At 59.4% G+C, this 17,392-nt stretch carries 21 protein-coding genes; 11 read left to right on the forward strand and 10 right to left on the reverse strand.

Annotation, left to right across the window (positions count from 1 at the left end; translation table 11 throughout):
- Nucleotides 1-124: 124 nt before the first annotated feature.
- The 3 genes from ACP_RS13635 to ACP_RS13645 all read left to right on the forward strand — a co-directional run bounded on the left by ACP_RS13635 (nucleotide 125) and on the right by ACP_RS13645 (nucleotide 4,299).
- Nucleotides 125-802, forward strand: coding sequence for a winged helix-turn-helix domain-containing protein (locus ACP_RS13635; RefSeq protein WP_015897919.1), 678 nt, complete (start codon nucleotides 125-127; stop codon nucleotides 800-802).
- A complete protein-coding gene (locus ACP_RS13640; RefSeq protein WP_015897920.1) occupies nucleotides 783-2,246 on the forward strand; it encodes a sensor histidine kinase in 1,464 nt (487 codons plus the stop codon). Before ACP_RS13635 ends, ACP_RS13640 begins: the two co-directional genes overlap by 20 nt.
- Before the next feature lie 112 nt (nucleotides 2,247-2,358).
- Nucleotides 2,359-4,299, forward strand: coding sequence for a potassium transporter Kup (locus ACP_RS13645; RefSeq protein WP_041839589.1), 1,941 nt, complete (start codon nucleotides 2,359-2,361; stop codon nucleotides 4,297-4,299).
- 63 nt (nucleotides 4,300-4,362) lie between these two features.
- On the opposite strand, the gene ACP_RS13650 is transcribed toward ACP_RS13645, so the two are convergent.
- Nucleotides 4,363-5,073 (reverse strand): hypothetical protein, encoded by a 711-nt coding sequence (locus ACP_RS13650; protein WP_041839590.1) that lies wholly within the window; start codon nucleotides 5,071-5,073, stop codon nucleotides 4,363-4,365.
- 179 nt (nucleotides 5,074-5,252) lie between these two features.
- Nucleotides 5,253-5,672, reverse strand: a complete 420-nt coding sequence (locus ACP_RS18485) for a TraR/DksA family transcriptional regulator (RefSeq protein ID WP_015897923.1) — start codon at nucleotides 5,670-5,672, stop codon at nucleotides 5,253-5,255.
- 237 nt (nucleotides 5,673-5,909) lie between these two features.
- Here ACP_RS18485 and ACP_RS13660 point away from each other — a divergent pair, with 237 nt between their 5' ends.
- The 4 genes from ACP_RS13660 to ACP_RS18140 all read left to right on the forward strand — a co-directional run bounded on the left by ACP_RS13660 (nucleotide 5,910) and on the right by ACP_RS18140 (nucleotide 8,552).
- On the forward strand, nucleotides 5,910-6,308 hold the full coding sequence (locus ACP_RS13660; RefSeq protein ID WP_041839591.1) for a hypothetical protein: 399 nt from the start codon (nucleotides 5,910-5,912) through the stop codon (nucleotides 6,306-6,308).
- Between the two features lie 146 nt (nucleotides 6,309-6,454).
- Nucleotides 6,455-8,041: a phosphoenolpyruvate carboxykinase (ATP) gene (pckA, locus tag ACP_RS13665; protein ID WP_015897925.1), complete on the forward strand. Its 1,587-nt coding sequence runs from the start codon at nucleotides 6,455-6,457 to the stop codon at nucleotides 8,039-8,041.
- Nucleotides 8,042-8,056: 15 nt separating this feature from the next.
- Entirely contained in the window at nucleotides 8,057-8,329 is a 273-nt protein-coding gene (locus tag ACP_RS13670; RefSeq protein WP_015897926.1) for a hypothetical protein, read from the forward strand.
- A 73-nt stretch (nucleotides 8,330-8,402) separates the two neighbouring features.
- A complete protein-coding gene (locus ACP_RS18140) occupies nucleotides 8,403-8,552 on the forward strand; it encodes a lmo0937 family membrane protein (protein ID WP_015897927.1) in 150 nt (49 codons plus the stop codon).
- A 70-nt stretch (nucleotides 8,553-8,622) separates the two neighbouring features.
- On the opposite strand, the gene ACP_RS13675 is transcribed toward ACP_RS18140, so the two are convergent.
- From ACP_RS13675 to ACP_RS13705, 7 genes are all read right to left on the reverse strand, one after another.
- On the reverse strand, nucleotides 8,623-9,168 hold the full coding sequence (locus tag ACP_RS13675) for an adenine phosphoribosyltransferase (protein WP_015897928.1): 546 nt from the start codon (nucleotides 9,166-9,168) through the stop codon (nucleotides 8,623-8,625).
- Between the two features lie 7 nt (nucleotides 9,169-9,175).
- Entirely contained in the window at nucleotides 9,176-9,457 is a 282-nt protein-coding gene (locus ACP_RS13680) for an acylphosphatase (RefSeq protein WP_041839592.1), read from the reverse strand.
- Nucleotides 9,458-9,574: 117 nt separating this feature from the next.
- Nucleotides 9,575-9,958: a hypothetical protein gene (locus tag ACP_RS13685; protein WP_015897931.1), complete on the reverse strand. Its 384-nt coding sequence runs from the start codon at nucleotides 9,956-9,958 to the stop codon at nucleotides 9,575-9,577.
- Nucleotides 9,937-10,350: a HEPN domain-containing protein gene (locus ACP_RS13690; RefSeq protein WP_041839594.1), complete on the reverse strand. Its 414-nt coding sequence runs from the start codon at nucleotides 10,348-10,350 to the stop codon at nucleotides 9,937-9,939. Before ACP_RS13690 ends, ACP_RS13685 begins: the two co-directional genes overlap by 22 nt.
- Nucleotides 10,351-10,422: 72 nt before the next feature.
- Nucleotides 10,423-10,983: an elongation factor P gene (efp, locus tag ACP_RS13695; protein WP_015897933.1), complete on the reverse strand. Its 561-nt coding sequence runs from the start codon at nucleotides 10,981-10,983 to the stop codon at nucleotides 10,423-10,425.
- Nucleotides 10,984-11,086: 103 nt separating this feature from the next.
- Nucleotides 11,087-12,076, reverse strand: coding sequence for a hypothetical protein (locus tag ACP_RS13700; RefSeq protein WP_052294822.1), 990 nt, complete (start codon nucleotides 12,074-12,076; stop codon nucleotides 11,087-11,089).
- A gap of 4 nt (nucleotides 12,077-12,080) precedes the next feature.
- Nucleotides 12,081-12,644, reverse strand: coding sequence for an anthranilate synthase component II (locus ACP_RS13705; protein ID WP_015897936.1), 564 nt, complete (start codon nucleotides 12,642-12,644; stop codon nucleotides 12,081-12,083).
- Between the two features lie 130 nt (nucleotides 12,645-12,774).
- On the opposite strand from ACP_RS13705, the gene ACP_RS13710 reads away from it, so the two are divergent.
- Entirely contained in the window at nucleotides 12,775-13,023 is a 249-nt protein-coding gene (locus ACP_RS13710; protein ID WP_041839595.1) for a CopG family ribbon-helix-helix protein, read from the forward strand.
- Nucleotides 13,020-13,295: a type II toxin-antitoxin system RelE/ParE family toxin gene (locus tag ACP_RS13715; protein WP_015897938.1), complete on the forward strand. Its 276-nt coding sequence runs from the start codon at nucleotides 13,020-13,022 to the stop codon at nucleotides 13,293-13,295. Before ACP_RS13710 ends, ACP_RS13715 begins: the two co-directional genes overlap by 4 nt.
- A gap of 112 nt (nucleotides 13,296-13,407) precedes the next feature.
- On the opposite strand, the gene trpE is transcribed toward ACP_RS13715, so the two are convergent.
- Entirely contained in the window at nucleotides 13,408-14,916 is a 1,509-nt protein-coding gene (gene trpE / locus ACP_RS13720; RefSeq protein ID WP_015897939.1) for an anthranilate synthase component I, read from the reverse strand.
- Between the two features lie 325 nt (nucleotides 14,917-15,241).
- On the opposite strand from trpE, the gene ACP_RS13725 reads away from it, so the two are divergent.
- The gene (locus ACP_RS13725; RefSeq protein WP_015897940.1) at nucleotides 15,242-16,507 is read left to right on the forward strand and encodes a Glu/Leu/Phe/Val family dehydrogenase; all 1,266 of its coding nucleotides are present in this window, start codon (nucleotides 15,242-15,244) and stop codon (nucleotides 16,505-16,507) included.
- A 401-nt stretch (nucleotides 16,508-16,908) separates the two neighbouring features.
- A complete protein-coding gene (locus tag ACP_RS13735; protein WP_052294823.1) occupies nucleotides 16,909-17,292 on the forward strand; it encodes a type II toxin-antitoxin system VapC family toxin in 384 nt (127 codons plus the stop codon).
- Nucleotides 17,293-17,392 lie beyond the last annotated feature (100 nt).

The raw sequence follows: 17,392 nt of genomic DNA on the forward strand, positions 1-17,392 counted from the left end.
CTATGAATCCATTGACCTGTTCGGCTCTGCGTCGTCAGATGGTGGCAGGGTCCCGTGGCCGGCTGGCGTTGTCTGTCGCCACTCGCGTAGGCTGGTTGCACCGGGCACAAGGTGAGATGAACTTATGAAGTTGCTTGTCGTCGAAGACGATGTGGCGAATGCCCAGTTTCTTGAGCGCGCTTTAGCAGAGAACGGCTACAACATTGATCTTGCTCACAATGCCGCGGCGGCCGAGCGGCTGGCGCTGGAGGGTGGGCACGCCGTCATCATTCTGGATCTCGGATTGCCGGACGAGGATGGCCTTTCCCTGATCACTCGCCTCAAGGCGGGCGGAGTGAAGGCTCCGGTGCTTATCTTGTCTGCCCGTCGCGCGGTTGATGACCGGGTGCGCGGTCTGGAACAGGGGGGCGATGACTATCTCACCAAGCCCTATGCCTTGCCCGAGTTGCTGGCTCGCGTGCGCAATCTGCTGCGCCGCAATAGCAGTGCGCCCGATACTTCGACCGTGCTGCGCGTGCTTGATCTTGAAATGAACCTGCTGCGCCGCGAGGCCACGCGCGCCGGGGAATTATTGCAGTTGACCACGCAGGAGTTTGCGTTGCTGGAGTTTCTCTGCCGCCACGCGGGGCGCGTCGTGACGCGATCCATGATTCTGCAGCAGGTTTGGGGCATGCGCATTCAGCCGGATACTAACGTGGTCGATGTGCATATCTACAGGCTGCGCAGCAAGGTTGAGCGGCCAGATCTGCCGCAGTTGATTCGTACCATTCGAGGAGTGGGGTATGTCCTCCGCGATAAATAAGACGCGCGGTCAGACGGCTGCCTGGCGCATCTCCTTATGGGGCACGGCGGCCTTTGCATTGGGCACAGTGATTCTCTTTGTCTTCCTGCACCATTTTGTTGCGCAAGAGATTCAGCTTCGCAGCGACTCATGGCTGAGCGGAGAAGTGGAGACGCTGGGAGACGTGGCCCGGCACACCCCGAGAGGTGTGCTCTACGATCGCATTGTGAGCGAGGTGGCAGAGCTGGCCACCAAGGAAGTACCCCACGGCCGTGAGCCGGAAGCCGATCCGAATCGTTCTGTCTTCTTTATGCAGACTACCGCCGGCGGCGCGCTGAAGCTGTGGGTAGGCGAGCAGAACAGGAATGAAGCCCTGAAGTCGATTCAGCGAGCGAACATTCAACCGGGGCATCCAGTCAATGTTCACATCGCGGGCATCTCCAAGGATTTTCGTGTTGCCGATACGCGCATGGATAACGGGGATCTGATCTATCTCGGCCTTTCCAGCCGGCAGGAAGATCAGACTCTCGACACGCTCCGGCTCTACTTCTTTCTGATTTGTGTGGGCATCGTTCTTCTCGGATTTTTGATCATCTTCTTTACGACGCGTCGCATGCTCGGCCATGTGCAGCGCATCACTGAGACGGCTGCCAAGATTGGCCATGACGATTTGCGCAGCCGGGTGCCCGAAGTCAAAGGCGAAGACGAGGTGGCGCGCCTGGCGACCACGCTCAACCGCATGCTTGACCGCATTGAGAACTCGGTGCGGCAACTGCATACCATGACGGACGCGCTGGCCCATGACATGCGGAGCCCCATCACGGCAATCCGTGGCCGATTAGAGGCCGCGCTTCTGCGCACTGAGGATGGGGGCTGGGTCGAGCCTGTTGCTTCCTCCATTGAGGATCTTGACCGGCTCTGCGAAGTACTTACCAAATCACTGGATGTGGCGGAAGCCAGTGCCGACGCGTTGCGGCTGCACAAGGAGCCGGTCAACCTGGACGAAATGCTGCAGACGATGGTGCATCTCTATGAGCCGAGCATGGCGGAGAGTGGTCTGAGCGTGACTCTGCGAGGCTTTTCGCCGGTGTTCGTTTCTGCTGATCCCGGCCTGCTGCAGCGCATGATCATGAATCTTTTTGACAATGAGATCAAGCACCTGCCGCCGGGTTGCTCGGTTCATGTTCAGCTTCGCGCCGAAGAGGATTCCGGCTGGATTGTGCTGGAGGATGATGGCCCTGGTTTTCCTGCTGAAGTGCAGCCACGTCTCTTTGAGAAGTATGCAAAAGGGCCGCAATCGGGAGGCTCCGGACTGGGACTTGCGTTCGTCGAGGCGGTGGTGCGTGCGCATAACGGCCACATCCGCGCCACGAATCTACCGTCGCGGGGAATTCACATGGAAATCGGATTGCCGCTTGCACCAGCTTCGCAAACCGCGAAAGCCGCCACGGCCAGTACTGCCTGAATACAGCCCGCCAGCCACGCGCCAAGAGCAGGCTTCGTGTTTTGATCGCATGCGAACGGTGTTATCTAAAGCGCCATAGCGCTGCGGGTCGTTCGCATCTAAATTGAGAGTCATGGCCGAAGAGCAAGCTGAAGTAAAGGGCCGCGATGCTTATGAGAAGTCCTTTCCTGAAGGTTCTTCGAAGTCGCGTGACCGCATGTCTGCCGCGCTTGCGCTGGCAGTGCTGGGTGTCGTTTATGGTGACATCGGCACCAGTCCCATTTATGCACTGCAACAGTGCTTCATCGGGGATCACCCGTTGCCTGTTTCACAGGGCAACGTTCTCGGCATTCTGTCGCTTGTCTTCTGGACGCTGGTGATGGTGATCTCCATCAAGTACATGGTCTATGTGCTGTGCAATGACAACAAAGGCGAGGGCGGCATCTTTGCCCTGCTCGCGTTGTTGCGGCCCAATAAGGGGCAGAGCCGCTGGTCGAGAAGAATGCTCATCCTGATCGGGGTGGTGGGCGCGGCCACACTCTACGGCGACTCGATGATTACGCCGGCAATATCAGTGCTGAGCGCGGTGGAAGGGCTGCATGTCGCCACTCCCTCTCTGAGCGCCTTTGTCGATCCCATTACCGTACTCATCCTTCTCGTCCTTTTTGCCGTGCAGAAGTTTGGCTCAGGCAAAATAGGTATCGCTTTTGGTCCGGTCATGGTGGTGTGGTTTTTCTCCCTGGCGGTACTGGGCATACACGGCATTCTGCACGCGCCGGTAGTTTTGTTCGCCTTGCTGCCAACTTACGCCGTGAACTTCTTTCTTCACAACGGAGTCACCGGCTTTCTGGTTCTGAGTGCTGTCTTTCTGGTCACCACAGGTGGCGAGGCCCTCTACGCGGATCTCGGTCACTTTGGCCGCACGCCGATACGCCGCGTCTGGTACGGATTTGTGCTGCCTGCCCTCTTGCTCGACTACTTTGGGCAGGGAGCCCTCTTACTTGCTCATCCGAAAGCAGTGAAAAACCCGTTCTTCCTGCTTGCACCTCACTGGGCGCTCGTACCCCTTGTTCTGCTGGCCACGGCCGCTACGGTGATTGCGTCCCAGGCAGCGATCACCGGGGCATTTTCGCTGACACGCCAGGCCATTCAGCTCAACTATCTTCCCCAGTTCCAGGTCTTGCAGACCTCGGCTGAATCCTCCGGGCAGATTTATGTGCCCCTGGTGAATTGGCTGCTGATGGTTGCGGCCATTGGTCTCGTGCTGGCTTTTCACAGCTCCACCAATCTGGCTTCGGCTTATGGCGTGGCGGTGAATATGTCCATGGCTATCACCACGCTCTTGGTCTTTCATGTGCATCTGGAGCGCAATGGCTGGAAGCTGCGTTCCGCGTTGCTTTTCCTGATTGTCTTTTTGGCCATTGACCTGAGCTTTCTTGGTTCCAACATGCTCAAGATTCCTGATGGCGGATGGATATCGCTTGCCATTGGCGCTGCCATGCTCGTTGTGATGACCAGTTGGCGTCAGGGATCGCGGCTGCTCGCCGAGCAAATGGCCGAAAATGCTGAGCCGTTCGATCAATTTGTGCAGCGTATTCGCAAGCAGAAGGTGCCCCGGCTTGCTGGAACAGCAGTTTTTCTCACGGGACGTCTGCATCAGACTCCGCCTGCGCTGCAGCAGGTGGTGCGCCATATTGGCGTGCTGCAGGAGCGGGTCATTTTGCTCACCGTGCTCATTGAGAAGGTTTCGCGCGTCAATCTGGAAGATCGGCTCGAGGTCGATGTGCTGGAGGATGGCTTTGTCCGGGTCGTACTCCATTACGGCTATATGCAGGGGCCGAATATTCCCTCGGATTTACAGCGCTTGAATGAGCATGGTATCCAGTTGGACCTCGCGAGTATCTCTTACTTCATCGGCCAGGTCGATATGCTGGCAGGACGCAAGCGGAGCGGAATGATGGTGCTGCGTGACCGGCTCTTCGTCTGGATGGCGCGCAATACCCGCGACATGACTTCGTCCTATCACATCCCGGCGGGGCAGGTGATGTCGGTTGGCTTGCAGGTAGGTATTTGATCGGCAGGCAATAGAAAAGGCTGGCGAGTCTCGCCAGCCTTTTGCTGTTTCATGAGCTGTCGGCTACTGCAACTTTGCCAGTTCACGCTGGGCAATCTGACCCGCGAAGTTGGCCTTGTTCTGATCCTGCACCTTGGCCAGAATCTGCTTGGCCTGGTCCGGATCGGTGTTCTCGTAGTACTGCGCCAGAGCCAGCTGAGCAGAACTTGCCGGAACAGTCGCTGACGGATGCTTCGCCACGTCTTTGTAGAGTTCCACGGCCTGCGAACCACGATTGGTCTGAATGTAGAGGCTGGCGAGCGCCATTTTGGCCAGCGCGGCCACGTTCTTGTCGCGGGCATCGGCAGCTTGCTTCAACTCTTTTTCCGCAGCCGTGTTGTCGCTCATCTGCAGATCGGTGAGGCCGGCGAAGTAGCGGGCATCCTGACCTGCATACAGCCAGCCATAATTGTCTGCCGCCTTCTCAAAGAGCGGATGTGCAGCCTTGGCGCGGGCAGCAGCGGTCGGGTAGCTGCCTTGCTGCAGGTCAGCTGGCTCGCCGGGCTGCGTCAGGGGTGCCGTATAAACGTTCAGCGCCTTGTTCAGGGCGGCCTGGGCGTGCTGCTGGCGAGTGGTGTAAGTCACAGCGGCAGCAACGATGATTGCAATCACGACGACAGCCACCACGCTGTAGCGGATGACAAGGCTGCGGTTCTCCTGAACCCAGTCCAGGGCTGAATTGGTCGAATCGACAAAGCGGTCGTGCTTCAGTGCGTGACGTGTCTGTGTATCCACGGGTCCTTCAGGAATCCTTCAAAGGCGGGGTGGCAGTCGCAGGCGCTGACTCTCCATGAGAGGGCCGCGCTTTGGCTGCTGGAATACTGGAAGTCTACCAGAGCAGCCGTTATTCCGTCTGCCAGGACGCACGAACCGGCGTGTCCTGGCAGAACCGGAGGCAACGAAGGGCCGGTGGCTCAGGCGGCGCGAGAGCCGCCCTCAAACCCGCCATTTTCCACTTTTTCCTGGCAGGAGATGCAGTAGGGGGTCCAGGGAACTGCTTCCAGCCGCCGAGGGCTGATGTCCTCTCCACATTCCGCGCACTCGCCATAGGAGCCGTCTTCCAGCCGCTCCAGCGCCAGCCGCACCAGAGAAAGCTGCGTATGCTTGTTGGTCCCCTGGCTGAAGATCAGCTCCTGCTGGTAAGACATTACAGCCTGATCGGCAGGATCGATACGGTTTTCCATTTCGGGTTCGCGGCCCTGCCGCACAGTGGCCAGAACGGAACGTTCCAGTTCCGTCTTCTGCTCCACCAGTTTCTGCTGCAGTGTCTTCCGGGCTACATTCCCCGCTTTTCTCTGCACTTTGCGAGAGGGGATCTCAAGTTTCTTCATCATCGTTTGCACTCCTTCTTTTGATCCTTCAAGAGAGAATGCGTCTGGCCGTAATAGGTGTCGTTCTGTCGTGTGTGCGTGTCTTCGAATTACTTGAGTTGGACGCAGGAATTCCACAAAACGATCGCGTTTTTGTGTGGAAGTTTCGATTCTTTGAAAATCATTGCGCTATGTTTCAGAAAATAGTCAGTCCGCATGCTCTTGCTGTGAAGCCGGAGGGCATTTAGGCTGATAGCAGCCATGTACGAGAACTTCCAAGCCACAGACCGCTGGACTCAGGAGACCCTCCATTGCCGCTGGAGGGCGAATATTGTTGCCATTGCCACGCGCCATGCCGACGCCGTCGATATCCGCTTTGACGTCAGCGGCCGCCCGGTCTGGATTGCCATGCCGCTGCTCGCCTGGGTCGAGCAGAAGAAGCGTACTGGCCACATCATTACGGATCAGTTGGCCGCGCAGGCTGCCGGCCGCTATCTCAAGCAGATCATCCAGAACGGCTACGACAATGGCCGCGAGATGTACACGATGACGGTGGATGAGGTTCTGGAACACGTGGATGCCGTGCTGCATGAGGCTGGCCACACCAGCAAGCTGCCGCCCCTGGTGCCGACCGGCGATGATGAACAACATCCCGTTTAACCGCGAAATCCAATGAAAAAACGCAAATGCGCCTGTCTCGGGCGCATTTCTGCTTTTTGCCACATCGCCGTTCTGAATGGCACAATACTCAGTCCGCCTGCTGTCGCACGGCCGCGGGTGCGCGCATCTTAAGGAGCATTGTGTTTATGGGAGCGACCACGGTCACGCGGGATCTGAAGCAACTCATTGAGGGTCCATACGTTCACCGCAATTTATCGACGCCGCAACTGGTGGAAACAGCCGTGGCGCGTGGCGAGGGCCGTCTGGCCTTGAATGGCGCGCTGGTGGCGCGCACAGGTGCCCGCACCGGCCGCTCTCCCCGCGACAAGTTCGCGGTGGAGGATGAGCTCACGCAGGAGCGCGTCCACTGGGGCAAGGTCAACCAGCCGTTTCCTAAAGACAAGTTTCATGCGCTGCTCGACCGCGTGCTGGCGCATATGGCCGAGCGCGACCTCTACGTGATGGATCTGGCAGCGGGCGCGGACCGGAAGTACCAGCTTCCGATTCAGGTGATTTGCGAGTACGCCTGGCATGCGCTTTTTGTGAAGCAGCTTTTCATTCGCCCTACCCTGGCCGAACTGGAAACGCACATGCCCGAATTCACCGTGATCGCCGCGCCGGAATTTGAGGCCATCCCCGAGCGGGATGGAACCAAGTCGGGCACGTTCATTGTGGCCGATTTTTCCGAGCGCATCATTCTCATCGGCGGCACCAAGTACGCCGGCGAAATGAAGAAATCCATCTTCGGCGTCATGAATTTTCTGCTGCCCGAGCGCAATGTCTTCCCCATGCACTGCTCGGCCAACATTGGCCAGCAAGGCGACACGGCGCTCTTCTTCGGGCTTTCCGGCACCGGTAAAACAACTCTCTCGGCCGACCCTCAGCGCTTTCTCATCGGCGACGACGAGCATGGCTGGAGCGCCGACGGCGTCTTTAACTTTGAGGGCGGCTGCTATGCCAAGTGCGTTGATCTGTCAGAGGAAAAAGAGCCGCAGATTTTCCGCGCCATTCGCTTCGGTTCGGTGCTCGAAAACGTGGTGATTGACCGCCGGACCGGCGTGCCGGACTACACCGATGTGCGCTATACCGAAAACACGCGCGCGGCCTACCCTATCGATTACATCGACAACGCCGTCATCCCCGGCGTGGGTGGCCACCCGAAGAATGTGCTGTTTCTCGCCGCCGATGCCTTCGGCGTGCTGCCTCCGGTTGCCAAGCTCGATCCGGACCAGGCGATGTATCACTTTCTTTCCGGCTACACGGCGAAGCTGGCCGGCACCGAGGCTGGCCTCGGCAGCGAGCCGGTACCGGAGTTCTCCACCTGCTTTGGCTCACCGTTTCTGCCGCTTGCGCCACGTGTTTATGCCGAGATGCTGGGCCGCCGTCTGCGCGAGCATGGCGCGCAGTGCTGGCTGGTCAACACGGGCTGGAGCGGAGGCGGCTTCGGCGTGGGCCAGCGCATGAGCCTCAAGATCACACGCGCCATTGTGGATGCGATCCTCAACGGCACACTCGCCAACGCCGAATACGCGACGGAGCACGCCTTCGGGCTCAGCATTCCCACCTCATGCCCCCACGTTCCGGCGGATATTCTCAACCCGCGCAATATGTGGGCCGAGAAGACGGCTTATGACGCGCAGGCGCAGATGCTGGCTGCGAAGTTTGAAGAGAACTTCAAGAAGTTCGACGTGCCTGCCAATGTTCGCGCGGCCGGGCCACACGCAAGAAAGTAGGCCGGGAGAAAGCTCATGTTTTTACGCAAGCTCAAAGTGGACTATCTGCGGAATGGGGAAGCGGCAGCGAGCGCCTGCCCGATTCACTGGATCGATAATTTTGCCATGCGCAACTTCACCAACGACGCCATTTTTGATGACACGCTGCCGATTGGCGACGGTCTCATTGAGGTGGGCCTGCGCGTGCCCGAAGAGCGCCTGCAGACGGCGATGGATGACTGGTTTCGCCGCAAAGGCTACCTGAAGGCCGGCGACCGCTTGCTGGTGCAGGAGGCTCGCCCGGAGTAAGAACCGCGATCCCAGCCAGCCCCAGACCCACCGCTATGCATCTTAGGGACTGTTGTTCAGGAGAAGAAAGACTATGTTCCTGTTACTCGCGCTGTTGCTGGTGATTGTCTGGGTCGTTTCGTTCGTGACATTTCACGTGGCCGGATTCCTCATTCACATCCTGCTGATTCTGGCTGTGATTTCGCTGATCCTGCACTTCTTCCGAGGGAAGAAGTCGGCCTGACGAAGAGCCAAGCCGCAAAAAAATAAGAGGGCCGGATTGCTCCGGCCCTTTGTGCTGCAGGCTATCGCTGCTACTCGCTGTAGTGCAGCAGACTGAAGACGTCCAGGTCAGGGAAGCGCTCGCGGCCCTTCAGGAAGTCGAGCTCCACGGCGAAGGCCAACCCGGCAATCTCGCCGCCCAACTGGCGCACCAGCTTTACCGTGGCTTCCATGGTGCCGCCGGTGGCGAGCAGATCATCGACCAGCACAATGCGCTGGCCCGGCTCGATGGCGTCCTCGTGGATTTCAAGCGTATCGCTGCCGTACTCGAGATCATAGGTCACGCGTACGGTGCGTGCGGGCAGCTTGCGCGGCTTGCGCACCGGCACAAAGCCGGCATTGAGGCGATAGGCCAATGCCGGGCCAAAGATGAAGCCGCGTGCCTCGATGCCCAGCACCAGGTCAATGTTTTTGCCGATGTAGTGCTCGGCCAGCGCATCAATCAGCTTGGCAAAGCCCTGGCGGTCTTTGAGCAGAGTCGTGATGTCATAAAACAGGATGCCGGGCTTCGGAAAATCAGGCACCGTGCGCACCAGAGACTTGAGCGGTTCGCAGTTAACGGAGTGAGTGGGTTGCATAGCCGTCTTACCAGGCTCCTTCAATGTGAAATGATCCAAGACCTTCGCCTTCCTTCTCGTCGAGCTCATGCTCCAGAACGTGATCGACGCGGCTGCCGCGCGATCCTCGGTGCAGGGCCGTGGTCAGCGCGTCCAGTCTGGCGGGCTCTCCGGCGGCTTTCACCTCGACGTGACCGTCTTCGGTGTTGCGCACCCAGCCCCGCAGCCCCAGCGGCTCAGCCTCGCGATGCACAAACCAGCGAAACCCGACTCCCTGCACGCGTCCTTTGACGAGGTAATGACGAACCATAAGTTTTTGGATGCGAGGCCAGTGTTGCAGATAAGGCAAACAGGCGCAAGTTGCAGCGCAGACACCAACGGCCCGACCGAAGCCGCGCCGTTGTATTGAATGCTCATGGACTCATCGTCACGCAATCTTGTATGCGTAGGCATCCTCGATGAAGCGGTCGCCCCATGTCTGGCCGCCGAGTCGCATGCCTGCTACGCTCGCTGTCTTTCCGAAGAGCTTGCGCAGAGCACGAATGAAGGGGTCGGTCGTTTTCATCAGGTGAATCGTTGGTGATTCCCATACCGTGATGCCTGCCTCTTCGGTGATGCGATTGATTTTCAGATAGGCATCGCGAAGATCGAGGTTATCCAGTTCTTTGGAGGCCAGCACAAAACGCCAGTCTTCGTATTCCGGGAAAACGACCCAGAGCGCCGCCGCCACTGAAACTCCCTGCCCCTCCAGTGCGGAGACAATCCGTTCACTCTTCTTTAAGTCGACTTCTACCAGCGTTGCTTTACCCATGGCATGACTCCGGAATTTGAATCCATTATGGCACTGATGAGTTCCCTGGTTTTGGCCCTGTCGGCAAGCTCGTAACGGCTTTTCTCCGACCATTGCGTGACGAGGTCCCAATTTGCTCGAAATGTTCTATCTGCGACGCACCGATCTCCGAGTGCCTGATTCAGACTGCTTAAAACTAAAAGGTCTTTCAGATTGTGGGTGTACGAGTCATTCACCCGCTTCTTGTCCGGAAACTCGTAACGCTTGATCTGCTTCGCGATGCACGCCTTCAGCGCACATTCCACGGCATAGCCGGCCAGATAATAGGCCCCGCTGTACTTTCTGGCCTTGAGCAGAGCCTGCGCCTCGCTGAGCCGCGTTTCGGCCAGAATCTGTAGATCCTTGCGATTCATTTTCAGAATTCTAGCCGCAGACACGAGCGGCGCAGCCGAAGCTGCGCCGCTGAGCCATGCCCAAAGTAATTCTTATGCGCGGCTCAAATACGCGCCTTCGGCCGTGTCCACGCGAATCTTCTCGCCTTCGTTGATGAACGGAGGCACCTGCACCACGAGTCCCGTCTCAAGCGTCGCGGGCTTGGTCACCGAAGAGGCCGTGGCGGACTTCAGGCCCGGCTCGGTCTCGACCACCGTCAGCTCGACGGTCTGCGGCAGCTCGATGCCCACGGCCACGCCGTCAAAGAACGAAACCGTGATCTGCAGATTGGCCGTCAGGTACTCGACCGCGTCACCCAGCGTGTCGCGCTTGAGGTGGGTCTGCTCAAAGTTCTCGGTGTTCATGAAGTAGTAGTCGTCGCCGTCGTTGTAGAGAAACTCCATGGGGATTTCATCGACGATCACGCGCTCAATGGGGTCGGGCGAGCGGAAGCGGTGCTCAAACATCGCGCCCGAGCGCAGGTTGCGCAGCTTGGCCTGAATGAAGGCGCGCAGGTTGCCCGGGGTGCGGTGCTCCACGCTGAAGACGGCATGCAGTTCGCCGTTGTGCTTGATGATCATGCCGGGGCGCATCTGTGTGGCGGGAATCGCCATAAAAACTGACTCCTTACGTGTCTCTGACAGGGATTACGTTGACTGCAACCCTTCAATTTTACCGCAGACGCGCGGCTGCCCTGGTTTTGCAGGTTCGCCGGAGCTACTTGTGCCCGAATAAATGCGCAAAGAAGTGCCCGATGCTGCCGAAGAAGCCGCGATGCCGGTGCGGCGTCTGTACTGTTGCTTCATCACCGGGAGAACTGCTGCCCGCGCCGCGAGCCGGCTTTGCCGCAGACGTTACGGGCACCGGCTGCGCGCTGTTGTAAGTGATGGGCGCTTCCACCTCCGCGTGTACCTGGCCGATTGGGACGGCTGGCGTGCTGGAGGGCGCGGGTGGAGGCTTCAGCCCTTCGCTCTCGGCCAGCGGAAAGGGATTCTCCTTCTCCGCCTTTGTCTGGGGAGTGCCTTTGTGCCGGTGGTTGCCGTGGTGCAGCCCGGCAGCCAGTTCGGTGGGCGCTGCCGGGCATCCGCATGGCTCCGGCTCGTTGTCGACCACGCGGCTCGTGTCGCCGCTCTCGAGCAGCACGCGCTGGTTGGGCTGCACGCGGTAGACGCCTCCGCTGAAGAGATTGGTCACGGTGACATAAGGGGCGTGCGCGCCGTGATTATCAATGCAAGTGTCGCCGTTCATGCCCACGCGCAGGCTCAGGTCGGCTTTGCCCGGGCCGGAGACAAGAATGCGCAGATCCGGCGTCAGAATCACATCAGAGTACTTGCCCGGCTTGCCGTGCTCCTCCATCGCGCCGTGGTCCAGCGCCAGCATGATGGCGTCATCGCCCGGCCGCTGGCTCTTGCCCAGAGTGCTGTCCGTCGAAATCTGCACCGTGGTGGAGCGGCAGACGTTAATTTGCCCGCCTCGCGCCAGCGTGACCGGAACCGTCGCATCGCCCGCGGTGAGGGTGGCGTGGCTGCCGATGGCCGCGCGGCCATTCTTCACTTCCAGCGATCCGGAGACCGTCGCGTTCTCTGTCGGGGCATAGGCCACGGGCTTCTGCTGCGCACCCGCCACACAGGCAAGCGGAAACAACACCAAGGCCACGGCCACTCCGGGCAGGGAAGCGGCGAATCGGCGCGGCAGGAGGCAGGTCACAGAGCTACAACTCCAGAAAGTTCCGGATGAGCTTCTTTCCATCGGCCGTGAGCGCGCTCTCGGGGTGAAATTGCACGCCCTCTACGGGGAACTCACGATGGCGCAGGCCCATGATGGTGCCGTCGGCAGTTCGCGCCGAGACCTCAAGACTCTTCGGCAGGCCCTTTTCCGCCACAATCAGGGAGTGATAGCGGGTGCAGGTCATGGGGCTGGCAATGCCTGAGAAGATGGTTTTGCCGTCGTGCTCCACTTCGCTGGTTTTGCCGTGCATCAGCTTGGGAGCGCGCACCACATTGCCGCCAAAGGCCGCGCCAATGGCCTGATGGCCCAAGCAGACGCCCAGCACTGGAACCTTGCCTGCGAAGCGCTGAATCAGCCCGATGCTGATGCCCGCCTCCTGCGGCGTGCATGGGCCGGGAGAGATCAGAATGCGCTCAGGCGCGAGCGCCTCGGCCTCATCCACGGTGATCTCGTCGTTGCGGCGAATCACCATCTCCGCGCCCAGCTCGCCCATGTATTGCACGAGGTTGTAGGTGAACGAATCGTAGTTGTCGAGGACGAGAATCATGGGTTTCTCTAGTGTAATGCGGTTACGCCTCGGCTCTCGTCAAAGAAGACGGCCCGTCTGGCTTTAATCAAATATAATCAAAGCTGTGAAGAAGCAATCAAAGGTCGCATCTGCAGCGGAAACCAGGGTGATGACTGCGCATGTGCCCACGGCTCTGGCTCAGCGGGTCGATCAGCTTGCCGCGCAACTGGAACGTCCTCGCGGCTGGGTTGTGAAGCAGGCACTGCTTGCATGGGTGGAAGAAGAAGAACTTCGCCACCGGATGACGCTGGAGGGACTGGCTGCGGCTGATGCAGGCGAATTGGTTGCGCATGAGGAAGTGGAGAAGTGGGTCCGCAGCCTGAAAACGAATAAGCCGCTTCCACCGCCTCTCGCATGAAGCTCTTCTGGGCCAGGCCGGCGTTGAAAGACGCTGCCCGGCTGTACGAATTCATCGCTGCCGATAACCCCGTGATTGCGGCTAATGTGCTCGAAGGCATTCGAGCAGGCGTGACGCGTCTGGTGCAGTTTCCTCAGTTGAGGGAACGCGTCGATGGGTATGAGCCTCGCGAAGTGAGACGAATTTATATCGGGCCATACGAAGTGCGCTACGAGATTGCAGAAGATGCGGTACGCATCCTTCGTCTGTGGCACGCCCGGGAGCGGCGCTAGAGCATTTTCACCGAAGAAGTTCATGAAGAAGACGGGCTCAACGTGGCCATTCGATCAAAGAACGGCCACTTCCGATCCATGCAAAACACTCCACAGTATCGGTGAAAATGCTTTAACTCCGCGCCCGCTCAATCGCGCGCACCACGGCCTTGGCCTTGTTTACGCTCTCCTCGTATTCCTTCTCCGGTACGGAGTCCGCAACAATGCCCGCGCCCGCCTGAATGTAGCCCTTGCGGCCTTTCATCAGCAGCGTGCGAATCGCGATGCACGAGGTCAGGTTGCCTGAGAAGTCCGCATAGAGCACGCAGCCGCCGTAGATGCCGCGCCGCGCGGGCTCCATCTCTTCAATGATCTCCATGGCGCGAATCTTCGGCGCGCCGCTCAGCGTCCCGGCCGGGAAGCAGGCCCGCAGCGCATCCACCGCGTTCAGCCCCTTGCGCAGCGTACCCGTGATGTCGCTGACCAGGTGCATCACGTGGGAGTAGCGTTCCACGCGCATCAGTTCGCCTACCTGCACCGAGCCGTACTCGCTGACCCGGCCCACGTCGTTGCGGCCCAGGTCCACCAGCATGACGTGCTCGGCGCGTTCCTTCTCGTCGTGCAGCATGTCCTGCTCATAGGCGAGGTCGGTGGCTTCGTCTTCGCCGCGCGCACGCGTCCCGGCAATGGGCCGGTACTCCACGCGGCCATTCTGCACGCGGACCAACAGCTCGGGCGATGAACCCACAATGTGCGTCGTTTCCGTCTTTGTGCCGCGCCCTGCCGGCAATGCGCTGCGCAGGAAGTAGAGGAACGGCGACGGATTCACGATGCGCAGCGCGCGGTAGATCGAGAAGGGATCAACCTCCGGCTCGACGTCGAAGCGCTGCGACAGCACCACCTGGAAGATATCGCCCGCGGCAATGTACTCCTTCGAGCGTTCGACGGCCTTGATGAAGTCCTTCTTCTTCGTCCGGTTGGCGAGCTTTAGTTTGCTGCTGAACGATTTCTTCTTCTGCTTCGGCAGGGGAGCGAGCAGCCGCTTCTCAAAGCGGTCCAATCTCCAGATCGCCTCGGCATAGGCCTGCTTGGGATTGCGCTTCTGCAGATCGGCGGTGACGATCAGCAGCATCTCTTTGCGAACGTGATCAAAGGCCAACACCTCGTCAAAAAAGAGCAGGCAGGCATCCGGCATCTCAAGTTCGTCCGCGGCCTCTTCGGGCAGCTTCTCAATCTGCCGCACTACGTCATAGGTGAAATAGCCTACCGCGCCGCAGGTGAAGGGCGGCAACTCCGGCAGCACAGCGGGGGAGTGCCCGTCCAGCGACTCCTTCAGCACCTCGAAGATATCGCCATCAATCTCTCGCGTTTCGCCTTCTTCGGTGATGCTGATCGAGCGTCCGCGGGAGACGATGCGCCGGTAGGGGCGAATGCCGATATAGGTGTAGCGCCCGATTTTTTCGCCACCTTCGACCGATTCCAATAGAAAACACTCCGGCTCATGTGCGGCCAGGCGCAGAAAAGCGCTGACCGGCGTCTCAAGGTCGGCCGTGAGTGTTCGATAAAGCGGAATGAGGGTATGCTTGCGAGCAAGGCGCAGAAACTCGGGGCTGGCGGGCAATGAGGTCGTCTTGGATGGCATAAGAGCTCGGGAAAATCGTTCTGCTGCGAGGATTACCTTCGGTTCGTTCTCCTCATGGTACAGCCCGCTTCCGGGGCGCCTCAATGGCCAGTTCGGTTGGCTCTGGCATCCCGCGCAAGGCCGTCCGGCATCTGTGGGGTGAGGCTCTTGCCGGGCTTGATACGCGGGCCTATACTCATGGGTTTGGCCGGAGGTAGGCTTTGAGGAGCAACAGGCCTTGCCGGAAAATCGTGGGGCGCGCCGGACCGGGGTGCTTCTGCGAACGTCTAAGGAACAGTGGTTCCCTGGCGGAATGGAAAGCCGGTCCATCACGGAGAGTCTTTCAATGGCTACGATCACGCTCGAGCAGGAGATCAATCCCTGGGAAGCCCAGGCTGCTCGATTTGACTTTGCGGCGCGCAAGCTCAACCTCGATGAGGGCCTTTGGCGCGTGCTGCGTTACCCTTCCCGCGAAATTATTGTTCACTTCCCGGTCGCCATGGATGATGGCCGCATCGAGATGTTCACCGGCTTCCGCGTGCAGCACTCCTTTGCGCGTGGACCTGCCAAGGGCGGCATCCGCTATGCCCCCGATGTTTCCCTTGATGAGGTTCGCGCACTCGCCAGTTGGATGACCTGGAAGTGCGCCGTCGTCAACATCCCCTTCGGCGGCGGCAAGGGCGGCGTTATTTGTGACCCGAAGAAGATGTCGATCGGGGAACTCGAACGCATGACCCGCCGTTATACCGCCGAAATTGTGGAATTCCTCGGGCCCGAAAAAGACGTGCCCGCGCCCGACGTGGGCACCAACGAGCAGGTGATGGCATGGATCATGGATACCTTCTCCATGCATATGCGGCAAACCGTGACCAGCGTGGTCACCGGCAAGCCCATCACCATTGGCGGCTCGCGCGGACGCAAGGAGGCCACCGGCCGTGGCGTGAGCGTGGTCTGCGATGAGGCGCTCAAGCATCTCAATATGCAGCGCGATGGTTGCCGCGTGATCATTCAAGGTTTCGGCAATGTAGGCTCGAACGCCGCGAACCTGATGATGCAGAAGGGGTACAAGATCATCGGCATTGCTGAGTACGATGGTGGCCTCTACCATCCCAATGGCATCGATATTCCTTCGCTGATCGAGTACCGCCAGCGCAACGGCTCCATTCTTGGCTTCCGCGATGCCGAGCCCGCTGATCCGGCTGAGCTGCTCTGCACCGATTGCGACATTCTGATTCCGGCCGCGACCGAGAACGTCATCACCAGCCGCAATGCTGACCGCATCCAGGCCCGCATTGTCTGCGAGGGTGCCAACGGTCCCACCACGGCTGTCGCCGATGAAATCCTCGCCGAGAAGAAGGTCTTCATCATCCCCGACATTCTGGCCAATGCCGGCGGAGTCACGGCCTCCTACTTTGAGTGGGTGCAGGATCGCCAGGGCCACTTCTGGAAGGAAGCGGTCGTCAACGAGCAGCTCGACAGCATTCTGGCCGAGAGCTTTGATGACGTGGTGCGCTACTCCGAGGCCCACGGCGTCAACAACCGCATCGCGGCTTACATGCTGGCCATTGATCGTGTGGCTGTCACCATCAAGCAGCGCGGCATCTACGCTTAAACGTCGCAAAATCCAGAACCACAAGGGACCGCCTTCGGGCGGTCTTTTGTGCTTCATAGCCGTGCGTTAGGGGGACGTGGCGCGATAGACGCAATGTGCGATTTATGTCACATTCTATATGGGCATAATATGAGCACACAGCGAGCACACATTCTTCTTCCGGAAGACCTCATCAGTGAGATCGACGCTCTCGTCGGCCCTCGGCGCCGCAGTGCTTTTCTCGTGGAGACCGCGCGCACTGAACTGCGCCGCAGAAAGCTGCTTCAGTATCTGAACGACCCGGAGCCTGCCTGGAGGGAAGAAGATCATCCTGAGATAGGCAGAGACGCTTCCGCCTGGGTGGCCTCACTGCGAGCAGGAAGCGATGCAAGAATCGCATCTCCGAAAAAGCGGGGAAAGCATTGAGGATTCTGGCCGACACCAGCATCTTGATTGATCTCTTGCGGGGTCGTGGCCATCGCCGCGACCTGTTTAAGAGGCTCACCCTGGAAGGTCACACTTTTGCCGTCACCGCCATCAACGTATCCGAAATTTACGCTGGAATGCGGCCTCAGGAGCGCGAGGCCACCCGGAAGTTGCTGGCTGCCTTTGAGTGTCTGCCCATTCATTGCGAAATTGCGGAGCTTGCTGGTGAACTGCGCGGCGCGTGGGCTCGCAAAGGAGTAACACTCCATCTCGCCGACACGCTGATCGCCGCATCCGCCATGCATCATCGCCTCGTGCTGATGACGGACAATCGGAAAGACTTTCCTATGCCCGAATTGCAGCTCTGGCCGGAAGCCTAGTCCGGCTCTCCGAGAGCTTCATATTTCCGGCACCCCGAAGACGCGCCCCCATGCCTCGCGGTAGCATTATGGCTAGAGAAAGAAAGCGGGCCGAAACCCT

The organism is Acidobacterium capsulatum ATCC 51196, from assembly GCF_000022565.1.
GTDB classification, from domain to species: Bacteria; Acidobacteriota; Terriglobia; order Terriglobales; family Acidobacteriaceae; genus Acidobacterium; species Acidobacterium capsulatum.